Genomic DNA, 20,131 nt, shown 5'->3' with positions numbered 1-20,131 from the left:
GGTGGTGGGCGGTGCGCTCCAGGAACCGGGCGCGGTCAGCGGGGTGGGTGGCCCGGTAGGCGTCGAAGGCGTCCTCGGCGAGCCGGCAGGCCCGCTCGACGTCGGCGGGGGAGGCCGTGGGGTAGGCGGGGTCCAGTTCCTCGCCGGTCTCCGGATTGCGGGAGCGGATGCCCGTACCGGCGCCGGTGCCGGTATCGGTACCGCTGACGCCGACGGCGTCGGCGCCGATGAACATCACGCCGTGCGGCTGCTGGAGTTCGTGCGGGTCGGAAGGTGTTGTGCTCACCTGGAGACCGCCCTTCTGTACGAGTGCGGGTGCGATTGCGGGTGCGATTGCGGGTGCGGTTGCGAGTACCGGGAAGGCGCGGTGTGATGCAGCGTCAGTCCGTCGCGCCCGACGGCAGCTTCCCGATCAGCTCCGTCAGCTCGGCGAGTTCGGCCGCCGTCAGGTCGGTCAGCGGGGGCCGGACGGGACCGGCGCCGTGGCCCGTTGCGGTCATGCCGGCCTTGACGATGCTCACCGCGTAACCGGGCCTGCGGTTGCGGATCTCGGTGTACGGCAGGACGAAGTCCCGCAGCAGGGCGTGGACGGTGGCGTGGTCGCGGCCGCGGACGGCGGCGTAGAACTCCAGGGCGAAGCCGGGGAGGAAGTTGAAGATGGCCGAGGAGTAGGTGGTGACGCCGAGTTCGAGGTACGGCAGGGCGTAGGTCTCCGCGGTGGGCAGGCCGCCCACGTAGGTGAGCCGGTCGCCGAGCCGGGTGTGGATGCGGGTCATGGCGTCGATGTCGCCGGTGCCGTCCTTGTAGCCGATGAGATTGGGGCACTCGTCGGCGAGGCGGGCGAGGGTCTCGTCGGTGTAGGTGGCGTTGGCGCGGCCGTAGACGATGACGCCGAGGGAGGTCGCGCGGCAGACAGCCGCCACGTGCCGGGCGAGGCCCTCCTGCCCGGCCTCGGTGAGGTAGGGCGGGAAGAGCAGGATGCCGTCGGCTCCGGCGCGCTCGGCGGCCGCGGCGTACTCCACGGCGGTGCGCGTGCCGTAGCCGGCCGGGGCGAGGATGGGTGTGCCTTCGGGGGCCGCCTGGACCGCCGCGGTCACCACCTGCTCGGTCTCGGCGGCGGTCAGCGAGAAGAACTCGCCGGTGCCGCCTGCCGCGAACAACCCGCCGACCTCGTACTTCGCCAGCCGCTCGATGTTCTCGCGGTAGGCGCCCTCGTCGAAGGAGAGGTCGTCGGCGTCGAAGTGGGTGACGGGGAAGGAGAGCAGGCCCGAGCCGATGCGCTGGGCGAGCTCCGACGGGCTGAAGGACGTCATCCGTGGTCTCCGCTGTCTGGTCGTGGGGTGGTGGTGCCGATCGGTGAGTACGACGCTACGAGCCGGGAGTCATGCTGGTCCAACACCGTTTTGGCATCCATCAATACCCAGCGAGCATCAGTGGCGGCCGTTGACATCCGTTGACCGCCGGTGCGGCAGGAGGGACGAGGCGGCGGCACGACGGGGCCGTACCCAACGCGCCCGGCGCGAGCCCCGCGCTGTCCAGGTCAGCGGGGCCCGCGCCGGGCGGGTGCCGCCGGCGGCGAAGGGCCGGCGGGCGGTCAGGGAGCGTGGTGCGAAGGGCTCAGGGGCGCTTGCCCGCCTCGTGGGTCGCCTGCGTCCAGGCGCGGGCCTGGTCGCTGAGGGTGATCCCGAGGCCGGGGCGCGCGGGGACGTGCATCCGGCCGTCACTGATCGTCAGGTGCTCGTTGAACAGCGGCTCCAGCCAGTCGAAGTGCTCCACCCACGGCTCGATCGGGTAGGCGGCGGCGAGGTGGAGGTGGATCTCCATGGCGAAGTGCGGGGCCAGCTGGAGGTGGTGGTGCTCGGCGAGCGCGGCGAGCTTCAGGAACTGGGTGATGCCGCCGATGCGCGGCGCGTCGGGCTGGATGACGTCGGCGGCCTTCTGCCGGATGAGTTCGTAGTGCTCGGCGACGCTGGCCAGCATCTCGCCGGTGGCGACCGGGGTGTCGAGCGAGGCGGCGAGGGCCGCGTGCCCCTCCGCGTCGTAGGCGTCGAGCGGTTCCTCGATCCAGACGAGGCCGAACTCCTCCATGGCACGGCCCATGCGCTGGGCGGTGGGCCGGTCCCACTGCTGATTGGCGTCGACCATCAGCGGCACGTCGTCGCCGATGCGCTCGCGTACGGCGGTGAGGCGGCGCAGGTCCTGCTTGCCGTCCGGGTGCCCGACCTTGATCTTGATGCCGCCGATGCCGCTGGCCAGCGAGGCGGTGGCGTTGTCGAGGACCTGCTCGGTGGGGGTGTGCAGGAAGCCGCCGGAGGTGTTGTAGCAGCGTACCGAGTCGCGGTGGGCGCCCAGCAGCTTGGCCAGCGGCAGCCCGGCCCGCTTGGCCTTCAGGTCCCACAGGGCGACGTCGACGGCGGCGATGGCCTGGGTGGCGACACCACTGCGTCCGACCGAGGCGCCGGCCCACACGAGCTTGGTCCACAGCTTGCCGATGTCGCTCGGGTCCTCGCCGATCAGCTCGTCGGCGATCTCCTTGGCGTGCGCGTACTGGGCCGGTCCGCCGGCGCGCTTGGAGTAGCTGAAGCCGATGCCCTGGTGCCCCTGCGCGGTCTCGATCTCCACGAACAGGAAGGCCACCTCGGTCATCGGCTTCTGCCGCCCGGTGAGCACCTTGGCGTCGCTGATCGGCGTGGCCAGCGGCAGGGTCACCGAGGAGAGCCGGATCCAGGCGATGGTGTCGAGGGTCGCCTCGCCGTGACGGCCGGCGGCGGAGGTGGCTGTGTGCGTCATGGTCACCACTTGTGTCCCTGGGGTAGTGGGCGGATGGAGCGGAGGCGGTCGCGGACACCGTCGGCCGCGAGGGCGGGCGGAGTGGGAATACCCCAGTCCGGCCCGGTGCGGCAAGGGTGCGTGGCCGGGCGTCTGCGCGAGCAGGGGCGGCTCGCCGTGGGTTTTTCCTGACGCTAAGGTCGGCGATTGATCCACGTCCAACTTAGTTTTTGGATGATTCAATACCGGGAGGGCATCAGTGTTCACGCTCGTGCAGTTGGTGAGCTTTGTCGCGGTGGCCGAGGAGCTGCACTTCACCCGGGCTGCCGAGCGCCTGCGCATGACCCAGCCCCCGCTGAGCCGGCAGATACAACTGCTCGAACACGAACTGGGCGTGCAGCTGCTGGACCGTACGAACCGCACCGTGCGCCTCACCCCCGCAGGCCGGGCCTTCCTCAACGAAGCACGCAACATCCTCCGTCAGGCCGAGGCGGCCACCCTCTCCGCCAAGCAGGTCTCCGCAGGCCAGGCCGGCGCCATCGCCATCGGGTTCACCGCGGCCAGCGCCTACTCAGCCCTCGGCACACTGCTCGACGTGGCCCGCTCCACGATGCCCCGTACGGAGATCGTGCTGCGCGAGAAGGTCACCCGCGACCAGCTCGAAGCCATCACCGAGGGCTCCCTCGACCTCGGCATGATCCGCCCCTCCAGTACCGGGCCCGACCTGGCGACCCGGCCCGCCATCCGCGAGGGCCTGCTGGCCGCCGTGCCCCGCGACCACCCGCTCGGCGCCGGCGACGAGCCGCTGCGCATCGGCGACTTCGACGGCCAGCAGGTGCTCATGTACTCGCCGGTGGAGGCCCGTTACTTCCACGAGCTGCTGGTCAGCATCTTCCGCGAGGCCCGGGTCACCCCGCGCTTCACCCAATACCTCAGCCAGGTGCACAGCCTGCTGGCGATGGTCAACGCGGGCTGGGGCATCGCCTTCGTCCCCGAGGCGGCAGCCCAGATGCGGTTCTCCGGCATCACCTTCAGGCCCCTCGAACTGCCCGACCCCACCCCCGTCGAGCTGCACCTGGTGTGGCGCAAGGCCAACGACAACCCGGCCCTGCACGCCCTCCTGCGCCATCTGTGAGGAGCGCCCCCGGCGGGGCCCTCAGCGGCGCCCCCGGCGCCCCGGTGCCGGCCGGTAGCAGACCGCACCGCCGGGCGCGCGGAACGATACGCGCTGGGTATCGCAGGATGCCGAATTGGTGTTGGACCCGCATCGCAACCGGCTCTTAACGTTCCGGCCAGCAATGCGAAGCGGCTTCCGCCCGGGCAGCACCGAGCGCCCCGCCCCCCGCGGAAGTTCCGGAGGCCGTGGACGGGCCGCACCCGGGACGGGAAGCCGCGTGAGCCGCACGTCTCCGCGCTACGCCAGGAGCTTCCTGCCATGACCGACCTCACCCCCGCTGACCTGGGCCGACGCCTCGGCTCCGGCCTGCTCTCCTTCCCGGTGACCCACTTTCGCACCGAGGACCACGCCTTCGACGAGGACGCGTACCGGGCGAACGTCGCACGGCTCGGCAAGTACGACGTGGCGGGCCTCTTCGCCGCCGGCGGCACCGGCGAATTCTTTTCGCTCTCCCCGGCGGAGGTCGAGCGGGTCGTCACCGCCGCCGTGGACAGCGCGCCCGCCGGCACCCCGATCGTCGCCCCGGCCGGCCACGGCACCGCGACCGCCGTCGAGTTCGCCAGGGCCGCCGAACGGGCCGGCGCCGACGGCCTGCTGCTCTTCCCGCCCTACCTCACCGAGGCCCCGCAGGACGGGCTCGCCGCACACGTCGAGGCGGTCTGCCGGGCCACCGGCCTCGGCGTCATCGTCTACAGCCGCTCCAACGCCGTCTACGCGCCGGAGACCGTCGCCCGCCTCGCCGAGCGCTGCCCCAACCTGATCGGCTTCAAGGACGGCGTCGGCGCCATCGACCCCCTCACCCGGCTGCACGCCCGCCTCGGCGACCGCCTCACCTGCATCGGCGGCCTCCCCACGGCCGAGACCTACGCCCTGCCGCTCCTCGAAGTGGGCGTGACCACCTACTCCTCGGCCCTCTTCAACTTCGTGCCCGAGTTCGCGCTCGACTTCTACGCGGCCGTACGGAAGCACCGCCGTACCGACGTCCTGCGCATGCTCAGCGACTTCGTCCTTCCCTACACGCGCATCCGCGACCGCAAGCCGGGCTATGCCGTGTCCATCGTCAAGGCCGGCATGACGGTCACCGGCCACCCGGCGGGACCGGTACGCCCGCCCCTCACCGACCTGGAGCCGGCCGAACTCGAAGAACTCACCGCCCTCGTGCGGGGCATCGGCGCCTGAGCCGCCACCCGCCCGGCGCTGCCCGGCACCACCCGCGCCACCGGTACCGCCGCCCGGCCGTCCCCGCCGCCGGGCACACCCGCCGCACCCGCTCCGAAAGGCACCGCACCATGAACACCACCACACCCCCGTCCGGCACGCCCGTCGTCACCGCGATGCGCGTCATCCCGGTCGCCGGCCAGGACAGCATGCTGCTGAACCTCAGCGGCGCGCACGCCCCGTACTTCACCCGCAACCTGGTGCTCCTCACCGACTCCGAGGGCCGCACCGGTGTCGGCGAGGTGCCCGGCGGCGAGGGCATCCGCACCACCCTGGAAGAGGCCCGCGACCTGGTCGTCGGCCGGTCCGTCGGCGACCCGCACGCCGTGCTGCGGGCGATACGCGAGCGGTTCGGCGACCGCGACTCCGGCGGGCGCGGCGCCCAGACCTTCGACCTGCGCGTCACCGTGCACGCGGTGACCGCCGTCGAGTCGGCCCTGCTCGACCTGCTCGGCAAGCACCTCGGCGTACCGACCGCCGCACTGCTCGGCGAGGGCGTGCAGCGCACCAGCGTCCCCGTCCTCGGCTACCTCTTCTACGTCGGCGACCGGACCCGCACCGACCTGCCCTACCGCCACGACCCCGACGCCAAGGACGACTGGCTGCGGCTGCGCGACGAGGAGGCCCTCACGCCCGAGGCCGTCGTCCGGCTCGCCGAGGCGGCCCAGGAGCGGTACGGCTTCCAGGACTTCAAGCTCAAGGGCGGCGTCCTGGACGGCCCCGCCGAGGCCGCCGCCGTCACGGCCCTCGCCGAGCGCTTCCCCGAGGCCCGCATCACCCTCGACCCCAACGGCGCCTGGCTGCTGAAGGACGCCATCGAGATCGGGCGCGGGCTGCGCGACGTCCTGGCGTACGCCGAGGACCCCTGCGGCGGCGAGGGCGGCTACTCCGGACGCGAGACGATGGCGGAGTTCCGGCGCGCCACCGGTCTGCCCACCGCCACCAACATGATCGCGACGGACTGGCGGCAGCTGGGCCACGCGGTCAAGTCCGACGCCGTGGACATCCCGCTCGCCGACCCGCACTTCTGGACCATGAACGGCTCGGTGCGGGTGGCCCAGCTGTGCGACGCCTGGGGACTGACCTGGGGCTCGCACTCCAACAACCACTTCGACGTGTCGCTGGCGATGTTCACGCACGTCGCCGCCGCGGCGCCCGGCGACATCACCGCGATCGACACGCACTGGATCTGGCAGGACGGCCAGCACCTGACGCGCGAGCCGCTCACCATCCGCGACGGCGCCATCGCCCTGCCCGACCGCCCCGGCCTCGGTGTCGAGCTGGACATGGAACGCGTCGAGGCGGCCGAACGGCGCTACTTCGACCTCGGCCTCGGCGGCCGCGACGACGCCGCCGGCATGCAGTACCTCCTCCCCGGCTGGACGTTCGACCCCAAGCGGCCGGCCCTGGTGCGCTGAGCCGTCCGGCCCGTGCCCCCGCACCCCCTTCCTGTCCCCTCAGCACCCGGGATTCCGGCCCGCCAGGACCTCACCTCCGGCGGGCCCGCTGCCCGGCATCACTTCAAGGGAGAAGTGAGATGCCCCTGCTCGTCGTGGCGCTCAGCGTGGTGGCGCTGCTCTTCCTGATGACCCGGCTCAAGCTCAACGGGTTCATCGCTCTGCTGCTGGTCGCGGTGGCCGTGGCCGTCGTCCGGGGAATCAGCCTGGAGAAGATCCCCGACGTGCTCAGCACCGGCGTCGGCGACCAGATCGGTGACACCATGCTCGTGGTCGGGCTCGGTGCGATGGTCGGCCGGGTGATGGGCGACTCCGGCGCGGCCCAGCGGATCGCGACCACCATGTCCGACCGGTTCGGCGACCGCTGGGTCCAGGTCGCCATGGTGGTGACGGCCATGCTCATCGGCGTCACCATGTTCTACGAGGTCGCCTTCGTCATCATCGTGCCGGTGGCGTTCACGCTGGTCCGGGTGACCGGCAAGAGCCTGCTGTGGATCGGCCTGCCGATGTCCATCGCACTGTCCACGATGCACAGCTTCCTGCCGCCGCACCCCGGTCCCACCGCCGTCGCGGCCACCTTCGACGCCTCCATGGGGAAGACCCTCTTCTTCGGCCTGTTCATCGCCGTCCCGGCCGGCGCGCTCGTCGCACTGATCTGGCCCCGGCTGGCCTTCGTCCGCCGCATGAACCCGTCCATCCCGAAGGGCCTCGTCAGCGACCGGGCCTTCACCGACGAGGAGATGCCCGGCATGGGCTGGTCCCTCTCGGTCGCGCTCTTCCCGGTCGTCCTCATCGCGGGCGCCTCGGTGGCCGAGATGGCGCTCGGCGAACACCACGCCGGGATGCCGCTCATCGCCTTCATCGGCTCGGCCCCGGTCGCCCTGCTGCTCACCCTGGTCCTGGCCGCCTGGGCGTTCGGCCCGCGCATCGGCCGCTCGCTGGGCGAGGTGGCCGCTTCGTGCGCTGACGCGGCCAAGGCCATGGCGATGATCCTGCTGGTCATCGGCGCCGGCGGCGCCTTCAAGAACGTCCTGGTCGAGGGCGGCATCGCCGACTACATCAAGACCCTCACCGACGGCTGGACCATCTCGCCGATCCTCCTGGCGTGGCTGATCGCCGCCATCCTGCGCATCGCGCTCGGCTCCGCGACGGTCGCGGTGACCACCGCGGCGGGCATCGCGGCACCGCTCGCCGCCGGCAGCGGCGTCCACCCGGAACTGATGGTCCTCGCCGTCTCCTGCGGCTCCATCGCCTTCTCCCACGTCAACGACCCGGGCTTCTGGATGTTCAAGGAGTACTTCAACCTGTCGGTCCTCGACGCCATCAAGGCACGCACCACCTACACCACGGTCCTCGCCCTCCTGGGCCTCGGCGGCGTCTTCGCCATGGAGGCCGCACTCGGCGCGCTGGGGGTGTAGCGACAGCACGGATACGAACCGAGCGGCCGGTGGCACCGCATCCCCACGCGGGGTCGCGGTGCCACCGCGGTGGTTGGGCCGGGGGCCGGACGTACGGCGGCGTGTAGCGTCCCCCCCCCCCCGCCGCGTGGAACGCACGGGGCTACGTCTCGGCCTGCGCGGTGCCATCACGCTCCAGGGGGGCGGCACCATGCCGGTAGAGGCCGGCGTCGCCGACGGCCAGGCGGTTGCTGCTCCGATCAGGAGAGGGGGCGATCCCCCTCGGCCTCGTCGGGAACCCAGCGCAGTACGTCGCCGGGCTGGCAGTCCAGGACGCGGCAGATGGCGTCGAGCGTGGTGAACCGCACCGCCTTCGCCCGGCCGTTCTTCAAGACGGCGAGGTTGGCCGGGGTGATGCCGACAAGGGCGGCGAACTCGCCCACCGACAGACGGCGTTCGGCGAGCCGGCGGTCGAGGTCGACGACGATCGCCATCAGATGACCTCGGCCATCTCCGACTGGAGCGCCGTGGCCCGGTGCAGGAGACCGCGCATGATCACGGTGAGCATGGCGAACGCGGCTCCCACACCGGCGGCCACGACCGCGGCCCCGAGCGCGCTCTCCACGTCCATGCTTCCGCCCGGCGACGGGATTTCGGCGAACGCCAGATGCGCCGCGACCCCGACCGCCAGCACCGTCGCCACCGCCGAGGCCCCAATGAGCACATCGACCCACCGAAAGGCCCGCGGCGTGAAGATCGCCCCCTGCCGGACCATACCGAGCAGCCCCCACACGGCCACGAGGGCCACCTGCACACAGGCGACACCGAGGATCGCCACCACCACGTACGGAGTGGCGTACGGGCCGTAGGCAGGAAACATCTCGACCTCGTCGGCCGCCGTCGACGGAATGACGACGATCTGCCCGAAGAGACCGAAGCCGATGGCCAGCGCGACAGCGGCCCGGAGCGCGTCGATGAGAAAGCGATGCATCTATCGATTGTCGATCGGTATCTATCGAAAATCAATAGGTGGGGTCGTGTCGGGTGGTAGGGGGGACGGGACGGGCTCGCGGCCCGGCAGGGTGAAGTTGATGTGGGCGGGGGTGCCGGGGCGCAGTAGTTGTTGGCGGGCCTTGGGGTGTCGGCCGGTGGAGGTGGCCACGATGGTGAGGTAGCCGTCGGGCAGGCCCGTTGTGGCGTACTCGCCCCGCGTGTTGGTGACCGTGCTCACCAACTGCCGTCCCTTGGCGTCCAGCACCATCACCACGGCGCCGCGTACGGGGCGCCGTGCCGCGTCGTGGACGGTGCCCGTCAGCATCGGCACCGGTTCGCCGAAGTGGTGGCGGTGGACCGGGAGCGCGGTGGGTACCGGGGTTTCCAGCGCCGGGTCCTCCACCGGCGGTTCCGCGACCTCCGGCTGCTCGTCCGTCCGCGGGTCACCGGCGGCCGGCCGTACGGCTGCGGCCTTGCGGTGCCGGAGCCAGGCGTCGAGGCCCAGCAGGGCGGCGCCCGCCGCGGTCCACGCGCACAGCACCAGCACCGGTTTCAGGACGCCCGCGCCGTTGAAGTACAGGACGCCGCGCAGCGCGTCGACGGCGTTGGCGAGCGGCATGACGGCGTGCAGCGCCTGGAAGAACGGGGGCAGCAGCGGGGCGGGCGCCACGCCGCCGCTGGTGGGGATGGACAGCACGATGAAGAGGCCCATGCCCACCGCGGGGAAGAACTGCCGGACGAACGGCGCCAGTCCGGACGAGACCGTGGCCACCGCCGTGGTGAGCAGGAAGGCGACGGCCATGGCGGCGGGACTGCGGGGCAGGTAGCCGAGCCCCGCGCCGACGAGGTTGCCCACGATGCTGAAGAGGGCGGCGACACCCACGATCACCAGCAGTTTCTGCCGCCGGGTGAAGGACACCGCGCGCAGCAGTGTGGTCGCGAGGAGGTAGCCGGGCACGCTCCAGGCGATGGCGAAGTAGACCAGTGTCGTGCCCATCAGGTCGGCGGGCACGGTGGGCGCCACGTCCTCGACGGTCAGCCGCCGGCCGTGGGCTTTCGCGAGTGCGGTGAAGGTGCGGGTCAGGGACTGTTCGAGCGACATGCCGTTGGCCTTGGCCACGTACAGCACCGGGCCCCGGGCACCCTCGGCGTACCCCGCGACGGCCTCCCGGTCCAGCACCGACTGGCGGGCCTCCCGGGCGCCGGCCACCGCGGTGACGTCGAAGCCGCCGGGCTGCCGCGTCCGCAGGGCGGCGTCGGTACGCGCCGCGACGGCCGGGCCCGCGACGGCCACCTCGGCGCCGTGCGGCTGCGGCGCGTGCAGCGCCGGGGCGAAGCAGAAGAGGAAGCCGAGGAAGAGCGCCAGCGGGAACCAGACCGCTTCGGTCACGGTCCTGCCCAGGCTCAGGGCACGGGAACGGGGGCGTTGCATCCGGTCTTGGTCTCGCTTCTCACTCCGCAGTGTGTACCGAGCGGTACACGTACCGGTGCACCTTACGTGTACCGATCGGTACAGTCAAAGGGGGTGGGCGGCTCGGTGAGGGGGCGTGGACGGCTTCTGAAAGGGTGCGGACGGGTCCTGTGCGAGGGGGCGGTCGTGAGCTCCGGACTTCGGCAGCGGGTCAGCGGGCCAGGGCTGCCCGGGACGCCGCGAGGGCCTGCTCGGCGTAGCCGCGGCCGAAGAGCACCGCGTGCACCAGCAGCGGGAAGAGCTGGTGCAGCCCGACGCGGTCCGCCCAGCCGTCGGCGAGGGGCGCCACGTCCTGATAGCCCGTCAGGACACGGTCCAGATGGGGGCAGCCGAAGAGCTGGAGCATGGCCAGGTCGGTCTCGCGGTGACCGCCGTGCGCGGCCGGGTCGATCAGCCAGGCGTGGCCGTCGGCGCCCCACAGCACGTTGCCGTTCCACAGGTCGCCGTGCAGCCGGGCGGGCGGCTCGGCGGGCCCCGCCAGCTCGGGCAGCCGCGCCACCACCTGCTCGACGACGGCCGCCTCGGCGGTGCGTACGGTGCCGTCGTCGACCGCGCGGCGCAGGTAGGGGAGTACCCGGTGTTCGCCGTACCAGCGCGGCCAGTCGGTGCCGGGGACGTTGCGCATCGGGGCCAGTCCGATGGTGGCGTCCTCGGGGCCATCGGGTGGCGGGGCGCCGAAAGCGGGCGCGCCGGCGGCGTGCAGCGCCGCCAGATCGCGGCCGAAGCGCTCGGCGGCCGCCGCGCTCGCCCGGCCTGCCGGCACCCGGTCCATGACCAGCCAGTCCCCGTCCTGGCCGTGCACCGCCGGGACGCGCACCGTGCCGGTGGCGGCCAGCCAGCGCAGCCCGGCCGCCTCGGCCCGCACCGCACCGGCGCGGTCACCGCGCTTGACCACCACCGTCCGGCCGTCGTCCAGCTCCGCCTCGGCCAGCGCCGAGGACAGCCGCCGCGCACCGGTCACCGGCCGCCCGGTGAGCCGGGCTGCCACGGCCTCCGGACCGTCATCGCCACCCGCGGCGCTCGGTCGGCCGGTCATGCGTCGTCCAGGTTCTCGCGCACCCAGGCCAGCAGGCCGGGCACCGCGGCTTCGATCATGGCCAGTACCTCGTCGAACCCCTCCGGGCCGCCGTAGTACGGGTCGGGCACCTCCGCACCGGCCGCCGCCAGCGGGTCGAAGGACCGCAGCAACCGGACCCGGGACGGGTCGGCGACCAGCCCGCGCAGGGCCTTCTCGTGACTCCGGTCCATCGCCAGGAACAGGTCGGCGTCCAGATGCTCGGCGCCGACCTGGGCCGCGACATGCCGGGTGGGGTAGCCGTGCCGGTCCAGCACCTCGCCGGCCCGCTCGTCGATCGGCTCGCCGACGTGCCAGGGGCCGATGCCGGCACTGCTGACCCGTACCGCGTCCGCGAGCCCCGCCCGGCGCAGGTGCTCGGCGACGACCAGCGCCGCCGAGGGGGAGCGGCAGATGTTCCCGCTGCAGATGAAACAGATGTGCACGGTCCCAGGGTAGGGCCGCAGCCCGCGGCGCCGTGGCCCCCCGGGGTATGGGCGTGGCCCCCGGGTATCCCCCTGGGTTCGGGCGTGTCCCCTGAGTACGGGCGTGGCCCTGCACCCGGTCGCCGACGGCTCCCCGAGGCGGCTCCCTCCCCGAGGCGACGGCCTCCCCGACGCGGCCCCCCCGCAAGCCGCGGCAGCCCGTCGGCTCGGCCTCAGCTGAGGACGGCCGACGGGCTGCCGACGGGCTGCCGGGGCGGTGGCCGGACGGTTACGTGCTACCGGGCGGCCGGCCGGAGCCCTCGGACGTGCGGCGACCGGTCCTGCCGGCCTCGTCGGCCGTCTCCCGGCCCGCCTGCTGGGCCTGTTCCTTGGTGGACCGGGCGGCTTCCCCGGCCGTCTCCTTCACCGCTGACGCGGCCTGCCGCGCGGGCTCGCGCAGCTCCTGCCCGATGTTCTGGGCCGCTTCCTGCGCGGTCTCCTTCAGCGGCTGGACCAGTTCGCCGGAGCGGTCGCGGATCTCCTGCGCCGTACGCTCCTCCACCCGGGTCGCCGGGAAGAGCGCGCCGGTGAGCATGCCGGCCCCGAAGGCGATCAGGCCGGCGGCGATCGGGCTGCCCTGGGCCTGCTCGCGCAGCCGCTCGGGTGCCTGCTGGGCCTGCTGGCCCAGTTCTTCCGCGGTGCCGCGCACCGTGTCGCCGACCTGCGTGGCGGCGGAACCGGACGTACCCATGATCCTGTCCTTGACCGTGCCGAGGCGGTCGCGCGCGGCCTCGGCCTTGCGGCGCGCCACCCGCGGCGGGCTCACCCGGTCGGCGAGCTGGTCCACGGTGTGCGCGAGGTGCGTACGGGTGCTGTCGGCTTCCTGCTTCAACTCGTCGGGTGACGTGCCCATTTCACATCCTCCCTCAGGGATTCCCTCGACCGTTCGGGCGTCGGCTGGACCGTGCCCATCCGCTTGCGGCCGGCGGCCTGCAGTACCGCACCGGCCACCGCCCATACCGCGGCCACCACCAGGGCGGCCCAGGCGTTGCCGATGACGTGGGCGAGGCCGTAGACGGCCGCGAAGCTGGCCAGCAGGAGCGCGAGTCCGACGGCGTACCCCGCACCGCCGAACAGGGCGGCGGCCTTGCCCGCCTTCCTGCCCTCCTCCTTGACCTCCGCCTTCGCCAGGTCGATCTCGTTGCGGACCAGCCGCGTCAGATCGCCGGCGACCTCGCCGATCAGGTCACCGACGGAGGTGTCCTGAGCGGGTCGGTGCGGGGTGTCCTGACCGGGGCGGTGCGGGGCCTCGGGACCGGTCGTGCGGGAGGGCGGCGCGGTCCGGTCCCGCACACCGGGCTGCGGCTCGGACCGAGGGCCGGTGCCGGGCGGTGTCCGGGCGCCCTCCTGGCGGTCGGCCGGGTGCCGGGACTCGGTCCCGTGCGTCTCCCTCTCGCGAGAGCCCTCACGGGCACTGTCACGAGAGGTGTCGCGTGAGCTGTCGCGGGGGCCGGGCGTACGCGGCCGTCCGGAGCGTGGGCCGGCCATGGTCACCACCCCTGACCGGGCCGCCGGGCCTGCCGCGGCGGCGACTGCTGCTGCCGGGGCGGCGGCGGAACCGGCGGAGCGGGCTGCGGCATCTGCGGCGGCGGCCCCGGCATCTCGGGCGGGCTGCCGGACCGTTCAGGCGCCGGCATCGTGCCCTCCGGCCCGTACCCCGTCTCCGGGCGGGTCTCCAGCGGCCCGTGCCCGGCGGCGGGAGCCTGCTCGGACCGCTCGCCGGCCGGAGCGGTGGTGCCGCGGGAGGGCGAACTCCCGGTTGCGCTCATGCCCTTGCCCATGCGGGACACCGCGAACCCGGCCAGTGCCGCACCGGCCAGGAACAGCCCGGGACGGCGCCGCGCGAAGTCCTTCACGTCGTCCATCAGCTCACCGGGGCGCCCGCGGTCCAGCCGGTCGGCGAGCGCGTGCCCGCGGTCGGCCGCCTGGCGCACCAGCGAGGCCGCCGGCGAATCGGGCTTGGCCTCGTCGCTCATGTGCCGCAGGTCATCGGCGATGCGGCGCAGGCCGACGGCCATCCGCTGCACTTGCGCGCCGGTCTCACCGGACACCTGCTCCTTGGCCGTCGCGTAGAGGTTCCGGCCCTGCGTGGTGGTCTCGTCGAGCACGTCAGCCGCGCCCTCGCGCACCGTGCTCGCTACTTCCTGGCCCTTCTCCTGCGCCACGTGCGCGCCGCGTTGTGTGCCGTGCCGGGTCGTGGGGGCGGCCGCTGACGCCGTTTCCTGGACCGGGCGATCAGGCTCGTCGGTTCGAGCCATGGTTCCTCCTCGGAATCCACTGATGTGGCAAGTCGGCGTTCGAATCGGCCGCCGGGTACCCCTGCCCCTGGCCCGAACACCGGGCGCGGCAAGCGGTGTTGAGCCCGAGGAAGGTTCCCCGCGCGGCCGGCCGGCCGCACGCATACACCTGCGGGAAGGGGGCATGGCGGCCGCACCGGAGGCAGGCAGGTCAGGCAGTCGCCGCGCCTCGCCCGGTACGGAATCTGCGCCTGGGCGGAGTACGGCAGTTGCGGGGAGACGGCGGACTCCGGGGGACCGGCCCGATGCGACCGGAGCCACCCGCATCGGACCGAGGTGAGGGGACGGCACGGGGGAGCCGCGGCTGCGCCGCGTACGCGAGCCGGTGTCGACGCCCACCGGTCGCGCACGCGCGGCACCGGTCCGCACCGATGCGCGTCGATCCGGCACCGAACCGCACCGGGACGACCGCGGGGCGCGTGACGGTACGGTCGTGGCCCCGTTCCCGGCCGGGCGAGAACGGGGCCACGCGAGGCCACGTACAAGGCGCGTGCCACGTACAAGGCGTGTGCTACGTGCAAGGCGCGTGCCACGTACAAGACGTGCCACGTGCAGGGCGTGTCAGAGAGCGAACGCGGCGCTGTGCAGGTTCTTGGCGGCCAGGGCCAGCCCCTCGGTCTGCGAGTAGGCGGCGTCCTCGTGCTCGATGTTGACCGCCATGTCCGGGTCGACCTGGGCGAGGGCGCGCAGGAACTCGGTCCAGTACGGCACGTCGTGCCCGAGGCCGACCGCGACGAACTTCCACGCCGGGTCCTCCGGCCAGGCGTTGCACCAGAAGCCGTAGCCGGTGGGCACCTTGCCGGGCGCGTCGGCCGGCACGCGGGTGAAGGAGGTGTCCAGCACGCCCCGGATGTCGGCGCCGGGGCAGAGCATCGCGTCCTTCGCCGCTGCGTGGAACACCAGCGGGCCCAGCCACTTGACGCACGCGACGACGTCCATGCCCTGCCACATCAGGTGCGAGGAGTCCAGCTCGGCGCCGAGGTGGGTCGCGCCGACCGCGTCGACGAGGCGCCTGAGCGTGACGGGCGAGAAGACGAGGTTGTGCGGGTGCATCTCGATGGCGACCCGGACGTCGTTCTCGCGTGCCAGCGCGTCGATCTCCTGCCAGAACTCGACGGCCACGCCCCACTGGTAGTCCAGTACGTCCAGGTAGACGCCGTCCCATGGATTCACGACCCACGAGGGGTACGTGGCGGCCGGGTCGGAGCCCGGGGTGCCGGACATGGTCACGACGTGCTGCACGCCGAGCAGGCCCGCGAGGCGGATGGTGCGGCGCAGGTCGTCGGCGTGCTTGGGGCCGACGCCCGGCAGTGGGTTCAAGGGGTTGCCGTTGCAGTTGAGGCCGGTCAGTTCCATGCCGCGGTCGGCGAAGGCGGCCAGGTACTCCGCGCGTGCGGTGGCCGAGGACAGCAACAGGTCGACCGGGCAGTGCGGCGCGGGGAGGAAGCCACCGGTGTTCACCTCGACCGAGGTCAGGCCGTTCTCCTGGAGGATGTCGAGGGCTTCGCCGAGGGCGCGGTCGTGCAGGCAGGAGGTGTAGGCGCCGAGCTTCAGGGCCATGGCGGGTTCCTTCGGAGCGGAGGGGTGACGGGGTCAGGCGGCGGACGGGACGGGGACGGCCGCGCCGTCCTTGCGGGCGGATTCGACGACTGCCTGGATGATCTCCATGGTCCGCAGTGCGTCGGCGAACGAGGCGCAGGCCGGCAGCGGATCGGCGACGCCCGCGACCTGGTCGAGGAACGCACGGGCCTGGTACGTGAACAGCTCGGCGTTGCCGCCGCCCACACCCGGCGCCTCCATCGGGTAGCCGCCCGTGAAGTACGGCAGGTGCGGTCCGGCGATGATCCGGCGCGCACCCCGCGTACGGGCGTCGGGCTGCGCGTCGTCGAAGAGGTACTCGGCCGGCCGGTGCTGGTCGAAGGCGGCCCGGCCGCCCCGGCCCACCACGTCGAAGGCGAGCCCGTTGGGCAGGCCGAAGGCGGTGCGCGACACCGAGAAGGTGCCGACGAGTCCGGAGGCGAAGCGGGCGGTGAAGGACGCGGTGTCCTCGTTCCCGACCTCGCCCGTCTCGTCGGAGACGGGCGCGGCGTTGTGCCCGACGACCGCGCCGAGCGGCAGCGGCCGCTCGGTGATCTGCGTCGACAGCGCGGCACCGGACACCGAGGCGAGGGGCCCGGCGACGTACTCCGCCGCGTCGATCACGTGGGCGCCGATGTCGCCGAGCGCGCCGGAGCCGGGCCCGCCCTTGAACCGCCAGCTCAGCGGCCCGTTCGGGTCGGTCGCATAGTCGCACCAGTACCGGCCGTCGAACAGCGTGAGGTCGCCCAGCTCGCCGCGCCGGACGTGCTCACGGATCGCGGAGATGGCGGGGGAGCGGCGGAAGGTGTACCCGACGGCGGTCACGACGCCGGCGGTGCGCTCCAACTCGGCCATGGCGCGGGCGTCTTCGAGCGATCCGGCCAGCGGCTTCTCGCACAGCACGTGCTTGCCGGCGGCGACCAGTGCCTCGGCGATCGGGCGGTGCAGGTCGTTGCCGACGACGATGCTGACGGCGTCGATGGTGGGGTCCTCGGCGACCGCCTCCCAGCCGGGCAGTGCCTTCTCGTACCCGTAGCGGCGGGCCGCGTCCTCACCGAGTGCGACGTTGGCGTCTGCTATCGCGGCCAGGCGGACCGGCGGCAGGCCGGCGCCGAAGACGGTGTTGACGTTGCGGTAGCCGGCGGCGTGGCTGCGGCCGGCCATGCCGGCGCCGATCACCGCGACGGAGAGGGGCCTCGCGGACGTGGTCATGGCGGTGCCTTTCGTGGGCCGTTTAAAGCGCTTTAAGAGCGGGTTGCGGAGTCACGATGCCCCGCGTGCAAATGTCATGTCAATAGGTCGTTGTGCTGTGACGGAGGCGGGGCGGGAAGTGCCTGGCGGCGGGTGTGCGGCGGGTTGCCTAAAGCGCTTTAAGTCCTGGTAACATCGGGCCGCCGTCGGGTACGTCCGCGGCGAGGTGACTGCCGCGGGAGGGCACGTGGACGACGTCGGTTCCGCCGAGCACGGGAGCGGCGCGCCCCGGCGCCCCCGGCTGGAGGACGTCGCCGCACGCGTGGGCGTCTCCACCGCGTCGGTCTCCCTCGTACTGCGCGGGGTGCCGGGCCCCAGTGAACGCACCCGGCAGCGGGTCCTGCAGGCCGCCGCCGCACTGGGCTACCGGGCGGACCGCACGGCCAGCCTGCTGGCCAGCAGGCGCTCCCGGCTGCTCGGCGTCATGGTGGACATCCACAGCCCGTTCCACGCCGAGCTGGTCGAGCATCTGCACACCGCCGCCGAGGAGGTCGGCTACGACCTCGTACTGAGCACCCTGACCCGCACCCGCGACGAACACACCGCCGTGGAGACCCTGCTGGCCTTCCGCAGCGAGGCTTTGATCCTGCTCGGCCCGTCGGCGCCCGCGGACAGGCTCACCGCCCTGGACCGCAGGGTCCCCGTCATCGCCGTCGGCCGGCGCATTCCCGACGCCGGCCTGGACGTGGTGCGCACCGCGGACGAGGAGGGCGTGGCCCAACTCGTCGACCACCTGGCCGGGTTGGGGCACCGCGACATCGTCCACGTCGACGGCGGGCGGGCCAACGGCGCCATCGCCACGGAACGGCGCCGCGGCTACCGCTCGGCGATGCGCCGCCACGGTCTCGGTGACCGTATCCGGGTCCTGCGCGGGGACCACACCGAAGCGGCCGGCGAGCGCGCGGTCCGCCGGCTCCTGGACGATTCCGCACTGCCCACCGCCGTGATCGCCTTCAACGACCGGTGTGCCATCGGCGTGCTGACCGCGCTCTCGCGGGCGGGCGTCGCCGTGCCGGGCGAGGTGGCCGTCGCCGGGTACGACGACGACACGCTCGCCCGGCTGAGCTGCTTCGACCTGACCACCGTCAGCCAGAACGCGGGGGAGCAGGCGCGGCACGCGGTGACCGCGGCCGTCGAACGCCTCGATGGGGGCCGGACCGCGCCTCGCGAGGTCGTCCTCACCCCGCGCCTCGTCCCCCGCGGCACCACCGCGGCCCCCGCCGGCCGGTGACCAACCGGGCTACGCGCCCCGGCGCATCAGCAGGTTCCCCCGCCGGAAGCGCTCTCCCTCGCCCGGCTCCCGCAGCATCCGTCCGACCTCGGTGAAGCCCGCCGCGCCGGCCAGCTCCGCGAGGTCGTCGACCGGCCACCGGTAGGCCGTCGCCACCTTGTGGTCGAACGGCGTCACCGGGCCGCCCTCCGCTTCGAAGAAGCCGAGCAGCAGATGCCCGCCCGGAGCGGTCACCCGGCCGAACTCGGCGAGGTACGCCGGTACTTCATGCGGCGGGACGTGAATCAGCGAGTACCAGGACGTGATGCCGCCCAGGGAGTCGTCGGCCAGGTCGAGTGCGTCCATGGAGCCGACCTCGAACCGGAGGTCCGGGTATGCCGCGCGGGCGAGGTCGATCATCTCGGGCGACAGGTCGATGCCGAAGACGTCCAGGCCCAGGTCCCGCAGGTGTGCGGTGTTCCGGCCGGGGCCGCATCCCAGGTCGGCGACGGGCCCGGCGGCACCGTCCCGCGCGAGCTCGGCGAACGCGGCGTACACCGCGCGGTCCAGCGGCTGTGCGTCCAGTGCGTCACGGGCCAGTTCGGCATAGAGGTCGGCGACGGCACCGTAGGCGTCCGTGGTCGCACGGAGGTGCGAAGAGAGTTCAGTCACGGAGGAGGACTCTACAAAGCCGGTCCCGGGCCCGCACGTCACGCCCACACGCCACGGGGGCGTACGCCACAGCCCATACGCCACAACTCCGTACGTCACGAGTCCGTACGCCACCGCCCGTGCTCGGAACCCTGCCGGGGGCGCCAACTCCGGTGCGTGCCTCACCTTCTGCGGGTGAGGAAGGGCCGCCGGACGGTACGGCGGCCGTCGCGCCGGTGCTCACCGCGGCCGGGCCGCCCGGTGCTCCGGGGCGCGGTGGCGGGAGTGTCCGGCCCGTCCGGCCGGAAGTCCGCGAGCCGGTCCCGGGCGAGTACGTAACCCACCGACACAGCGAGGACGACGGTGGCGAAGAACAGGATCAGCCAGGACAGCACCGTGAAGACGGAGCCGAGCGGCCCGTAACGCTGCACGCTCGCCGCCAGCGAGTGCGGCAGCCAGAACCCGGACAGTCCGGTGAACGCCACCACGGCACCGCCCGTCACCAGTGCCCCGGGGAAGAGCGGGCGCCAGCCGATCCGGCCGGCCAGCAGCAGGTGCGGGGTCCACCACCACATCAGGACCGCCACCACCACCTGCAGCGCCACGCCCGATGCCGGTGCCGCGCCGAAACCGCCGTGCAGCCGCCCCTGGCACACCAGCACCGCCAGCCAGACGGCGAGCCACACGAACCACCGCCAGACCGCGATGCGCACTCCCGCGCGCGGCAGGTGCCAGGAGCGTTCGCACAGCCGCTGCAGGGCCCGTACGAAGCCGGTGGCGGACACCACGGCGACCAGGACACCGAGGGCGCCCCAGGTCTGCCGCGCCCCCGGCCCGCCCCGGTAGACCTGGTCCACCTGGCTCATCAGCGGGCCCGTCACACCGAACAGGGAGCGCAGCGACGCGATCAGCTCGGCGCGCAGGGCGTCGGGGGAGTAGGCGGCGATCGCGATGAGCAGGGGCAGCGCCGTCAGGAACGCCTGCGCTGCCAGCCGCGTCGCGTTGTCCAGGACGCCGACGCCCGCGAGCTGCCGGGCGAGACCGCGTGCGAGGGCCCGGGCCCGCGAGGGCGCTGCCGCCCGCCTGCCGCGCCGGACCATATCGGTGCTCCCTGGGACGTGGA

The 20,131-nt window shown here is 73.1% G+C and carries 20 protein-coding genes; 5 read left to right on the top strand and 15 right to left on the bottom strand.

Features of this window, described 5'->3' with window-relative positions; all coding sequences use genetic code 11:
- From C3486_RS29020 to C3486_RS29010, 3 genes are all read right to left on the bottom strand, one after another.
- Nucleotides 1-286 (bottom strand): aldehyde dehydrogenase family protein (locus tag C3486_RS29020; protein ID WP_219822261.1); only part of this gene is annotated, 286 nt, incomplete at its 3' end.
- A gap of 94 nt (nucleotides 287-380) precedes the next feature.
- Entirely contained in the window at nucleotides 381-1,313 is a 933-nt protein-coding gene (gene kdgD / locus C3486_RS29015) for a 5-dehydro-4-deoxyglucarate dehydratase (RefSeq protein WP_103835747.1), read from the bottom strand.
- Nucleotides 1,314-1,617: 304 nt separating this feature from the next.
- On the bottom strand, nucleotides 1,618-2,790 hold the full coding sequence (locus C3486_RS29010) for a mandelate racemase/muconate lactonizing enzyme family protein (protein ID WP_103835749.1): 1,173 nt from the start codon (nucleotides 2,788-2,790) through the stop codon (nucleotides 1,618-1,620).
- Nucleotides 2,791-3,028: 238 nt separating this feature from the next.
- Between C3486_RS29010 and C3486_RS29005 the strand changes: the two genes are divergently transcribed.
- The 4 genes from C3486_RS29005 to C3486_RS28990 all read left to right on the top strand — a co-directional run bounded on the left by C3486_RS29005 (nucleotide 3,029) and on the right by C3486_RS28990 (nucleotide 8,039).
- Nucleotides 3,029-3,904 carry a LysR substrate-binding domain-containing protein gene (locus C3486_RS29005; RefSeq protein ID WP_103835746.1) on the top strand — a complete coding sequence of 292 codons (876 nt, stop codon included), beginning with the start codon at nucleotides 3,029-3,031 and terminating at the stop codon, nucleotides 3,902-3,904.
- A 300-nt stretch (nucleotides 3,905-4,204) separates the two neighbouring features.
- The gene (gene kdgD / locus C3486_RS29000; RefSeq protein WP_103835745.1) at nucleotides 4,205-5,125 is read left to right on the top strand and encodes a 5-dehydro-4-deoxyglucarate dehydratase; all 921 of its coding nucleotides are present in this window, start codon (nucleotides 4,205-4,207) and stop codon (nucleotides 5,123-5,125) included.
- 110 nt (nucleotides 5,126-5,235) lie between these two features.
- On the top strand, nucleotides 5,236-6,582 hold the full coding sequence (gene gudD, locus C3486_RS28995) for a glucarate dehydratase (protein ID WP_103835744.1): 1,347 nt from the start codon (nucleotides 5,236-5,238) through the stop codon (nucleotides 6,580-6,582).
- A gap of 119 nt (nucleotides 6,583-6,701) precedes the next feature.
- The gene (locus C3486_RS28990; protein ID WP_103835743.1) at nucleotides 6,702-8,039 is read left to right on the top strand and encodes a gluconate:H+ symporter; all 1,338 of its coding nucleotides are present in this window, start codon (nucleotides 6,702-6,704) and stop codon (nucleotides 8,037-8,039) included.
- A 239-nt stretch (nucleotides 8,040-8,278) separates the two neighbouring features.
- Here the strand turns inward: C3486_RS28990 and C3486_RS28985 are convergent, their stop codons facing one another.
- From C3486_RS28985 to C3486_RS28940, 10 genes are all read right to left on the bottom strand, one after another.
- Nucleotides 8,279-8,512, bottom strand: a complete 234-nt coding sequence (locus C3486_RS28985) for a helix-turn-helix transcriptional regulator (RefSeq protein WP_103835742.1) — start codon at nucleotides 8,510-8,512, stop codon at nucleotides 8,279-8,281.
- Nucleotides 8,512-9,009, bottom strand: a complete 498-nt coding sequence (locus C3486_RS28980) for a DUF2975 domain-containing protein (protein WP_103835741.1) — start codon at nucleotides 9,007-9,009, stop codon at nucleotides 8,512-8,514. The genes C3486_RS28985 and C3486_RS28980 overlap by 1 nt, the downstream gene beginning before the upstream one ends.
- A 21-nt stretch (nucleotides 9,010-9,030) precedes the next feature.
- Complete coding sequence (locus tag C3486_RS28975) at nucleotides 9,031-10,443, bottom strand: carboxypeptidase regulatory-like domain-containing protein (RefSeq protein WP_258053049.1); 1,413 nt, start codon at nucleotides 10,441-10,443, stop codon at nucleotides 9,031-9,033.
- Between the two features lie 190 nt (nucleotides 10,444-10,633).
- Nucleotides 10,634-11,518 (bottom strand): fructosamine kinase family protein, encoded by an 885-nt coding sequence (locus C3486_RS28970; protein WP_103835740.1) that lies wholly within the window; start codon nucleotides 11,516-11,518, stop codon nucleotides 10,634-10,636.
- Complete coding sequence (locus tag C3486_RS28965; RefSeq protein ID WP_103835739.1) at nucleotides 11,515-11,982, bottom strand: low molecular weight protein-tyrosine-phosphatase; 468 nt, start codon at nucleotides 11,980-11,982, stop codon at nucleotides 11,515-11,517. The genes C3486_RS28970 and C3486_RS28965 overlap by 4 nt, the downstream gene beginning before the upstream one ends.
- A 268-nt stretch (nucleotides 11,983-12,250) precedes the next feature.
- Nucleotides 12,251-12,874, bottom strand: coding sequence for a DUF3618 domain-containing protein (locus C3486_RS28960; protein ID WP_103835738.1), 624 nt, complete (start codon nucleotides 12,872-12,874; stop codon nucleotides 12,251-12,253).
- Nucleotides 12,850-13,314 (bottom strand): phage holin family protein, encoded by a 465-nt coding sequence (locus C3486_RS28955; RefSeq protein ID WP_258053048.1) that lies wholly within the window; start codon nucleotides 13,312-13,314, stop codon nucleotides 12,850-12,852. The genes C3486_RS28960 and C3486_RS28955 overlap by 25 nt, the downstream gene beginning before the upstream one ends.
- 197 nt (nucleotides 13,315-13,511) lie before the next feature.
- Nucleotides 13,512-14,279 carry a hypothetical protein gene (locus C3486_RS28950; RefSeq protein ID WP_146075082.1) on the bottom strand — a complete coding sequence of 256 codons (768 nt, stop codon included), beginning with the start codon at nucleotides 14,277-14,279 and terminating at the stop codon, nucleotides 13,512-13,514.
- 600 nt (nucleotides 14,280-14,879) lie between these two features.
- Complete coding sequence (locus tag C3486_RS28945) at nucleotides 14,880-15,878, bottom strand: sugar phosphate isomerase/epimerase (protein WP_103835735.1); 999 nt, start codon at nucleotides 15,876-15,878, stop codon at nucleotides 14,880-14,882.
- Nucleotides 15,879-15,911: 33 nt separating this feature from the next.
- Nucleotides 15,912-17,108 carry a Gfo/Idh/MocA family protein gene (locus C3486_RS28940; RefSeq protein WP_103835734.1) on the bottom strand — a complete coding sequence of 399 codons (1,197 nt, stop codon included), beginning with the start codon at nucleotides 17,106-17,108 and terminating at the stop codon, nucleotides 15,912-15,914.
- A 226-nt stretch (nucleotides 17,109-17,334) separates the two neighbouring features.
- Here C3486_RS28940 and C3486_RS28935 point away from each other — a divergent pair, with 226 nt between their 5' ends.
- Entirely contained in the window at nucleotides 17,335-18,378 is a 1,044-nt protein-coding gene (locus tag C3486_RS28935) for a LacI family DNA-binding transcriptional regulator (protein WP_103835733.1), read from the top strand.
- A gap of 9 nt (nucleotides 18,379-18,387) precedes the next feature.
- Here C3486_RS28935 and C3486_RS28930 read toward each other — a convergent pair whose 3' ends face one another.
- Nucleotides 18,388-19,029: a class I SAM-dependent methyltransferase gene (locus C3486_RS28930; protein ID WP_103835732.1), complete on the bottom strand. Its 642-nt coding sequence runs from the start codon at nucleotides 19,027-19,029 to the stop codon at nucleotides 18,388-18,390.
- A gap of 161 nt (nucleotides 19,030-19,190) precedes the next feature.
- Nucleotides 19,191-20,108, bottom strand: a complete 918-nt coding sequence (locus C3486_RS28925) for a YhjD/YihY/BrkB family envelope integrity protein (RefSeq protein ID WP_103835731.1) — start codon at nucleotides 20,106-20,108, stop codon at nucleotides 19,191-19,193.
- Nucleotides 20,109-20,131: the final 23 nt, after the last annotated feature.

It is taken from the genome of Streptomyces sp. Ru73, assembly GCF_002920575.1.
In the GTDB taxonomy this organism is placed as follows: Bacteria; Actinomycetota; Actinomycetes; order Streptomycetales; family Streptomycetaceae; genus Streptomyces.
The sequence above is the reverse complement of the archived record's forward strand: the minus strand, read 5'-3'. Positions and strand labels throughout refer to the sequence as shown.

Excerpts from the sequence above, each read along its gene's own strand:
- kdgD (WP_103835747.1), bottom strand. The coding sequence starts at position 1,313 with ATGACGTCCTTCAGCCCGTCGGAGCTCGCCCAGCGCATCGGCTCGGGC.
- C3486_RS29010 (WP_103835749.1), bottom strand. The coding sequence starts at position 2,790 with ATGACGCACACAGCCACCTCCGCCGCCGGCCGTCACGGCGAGGCGACC.
- kdgD (WP_103835745.1), top strand. The coding sequence starts at position 4,205 with ATGACCGACCTCACCCCCGCTGACCTGGGCCGACGCCTCGGCTCCGGC.
- gudD (WP_103835744.1), top strand. The coding sequence starts at position 5,236 with ATGAACACCACCACACCCCCGTCCGGCACGCCCGTCGTCACCGCGATG.
- C3486_RS28990 (WP_103835743.1), top strand. The coding sequence starts at position 6,702 with ATGCCCCTGCTCGTCGTGGCGCTCAGCGTGGTGGCGCTGCTCTTCCTG.
- C3486_RS28985 (WP_103835742.1), bottom strand. The coding sequence starts at position 8,512 with ATGGCGATCGTCGTCGACCTCGACCGCCGGCTCGCCGAACGCCGTCTG.
- C3486_RS28980 (WP_103835741.1), bottom strand. The coding sequence starts at position 9,009 with ATGCATCGCTTTCTCATCGACGCGCTCCGGGCCGCTGTCGCGCTGGCC.
- C3486_RS28975 (WP_258053049.1), bottom strand. The coding sequence starts at position 10,443 with ATGCAACGCCCCCGTTCCCGTGCCCTGAGCCTGGGCAGGACCGTGACC.
- C3486_RS28970 (WP_103835740.1), bottom strand. The coding sequence starts at position 11,518 with ATGACCGGCCGACCGAGCGCCGCGGGTGGCGATGACGGTCCGGAGGCC.
- C3486_RS28960 (WP_103835738.1), bottom strand. The coding sequence starts at position 12,874 with ATGGGCACGTCACCCGACGAGTTGAAGCAGGAAGCCGACAGCACCCGT.
- C3486_RS28950 (WP_146075082.1), bottom strand. The coding sequence starts at position 14,279 with ATGGCTCGAACCGACGAGCCTGATCGCCCGGTCCAGGAAACGGCGTCA.
- C3486_RS28945 (WP_103835735.1), bottom strand. The coding sequence starts at position 15,878 with ATGGCCCTGAAGCTCGGCGCCTACACCTCCTGCCTGCACGACCGCGCC.
- C3486_RS28940 (WP_103835734.1), bottom strand. The coding sequence starts at position 17,108 with ATGACCACGTCCGCGAGGCCCCTCTCCGTCGCGGTGATCGGCGCCGGC.
- C3486_RS28925 (WP_103835731.1), bottom strand. The coding sequence starts at position 20,108 with ATGGTCCGGCGCGGCAGGCGGGCGGCAGCGCCCTCGCGGGCCCGGGCC.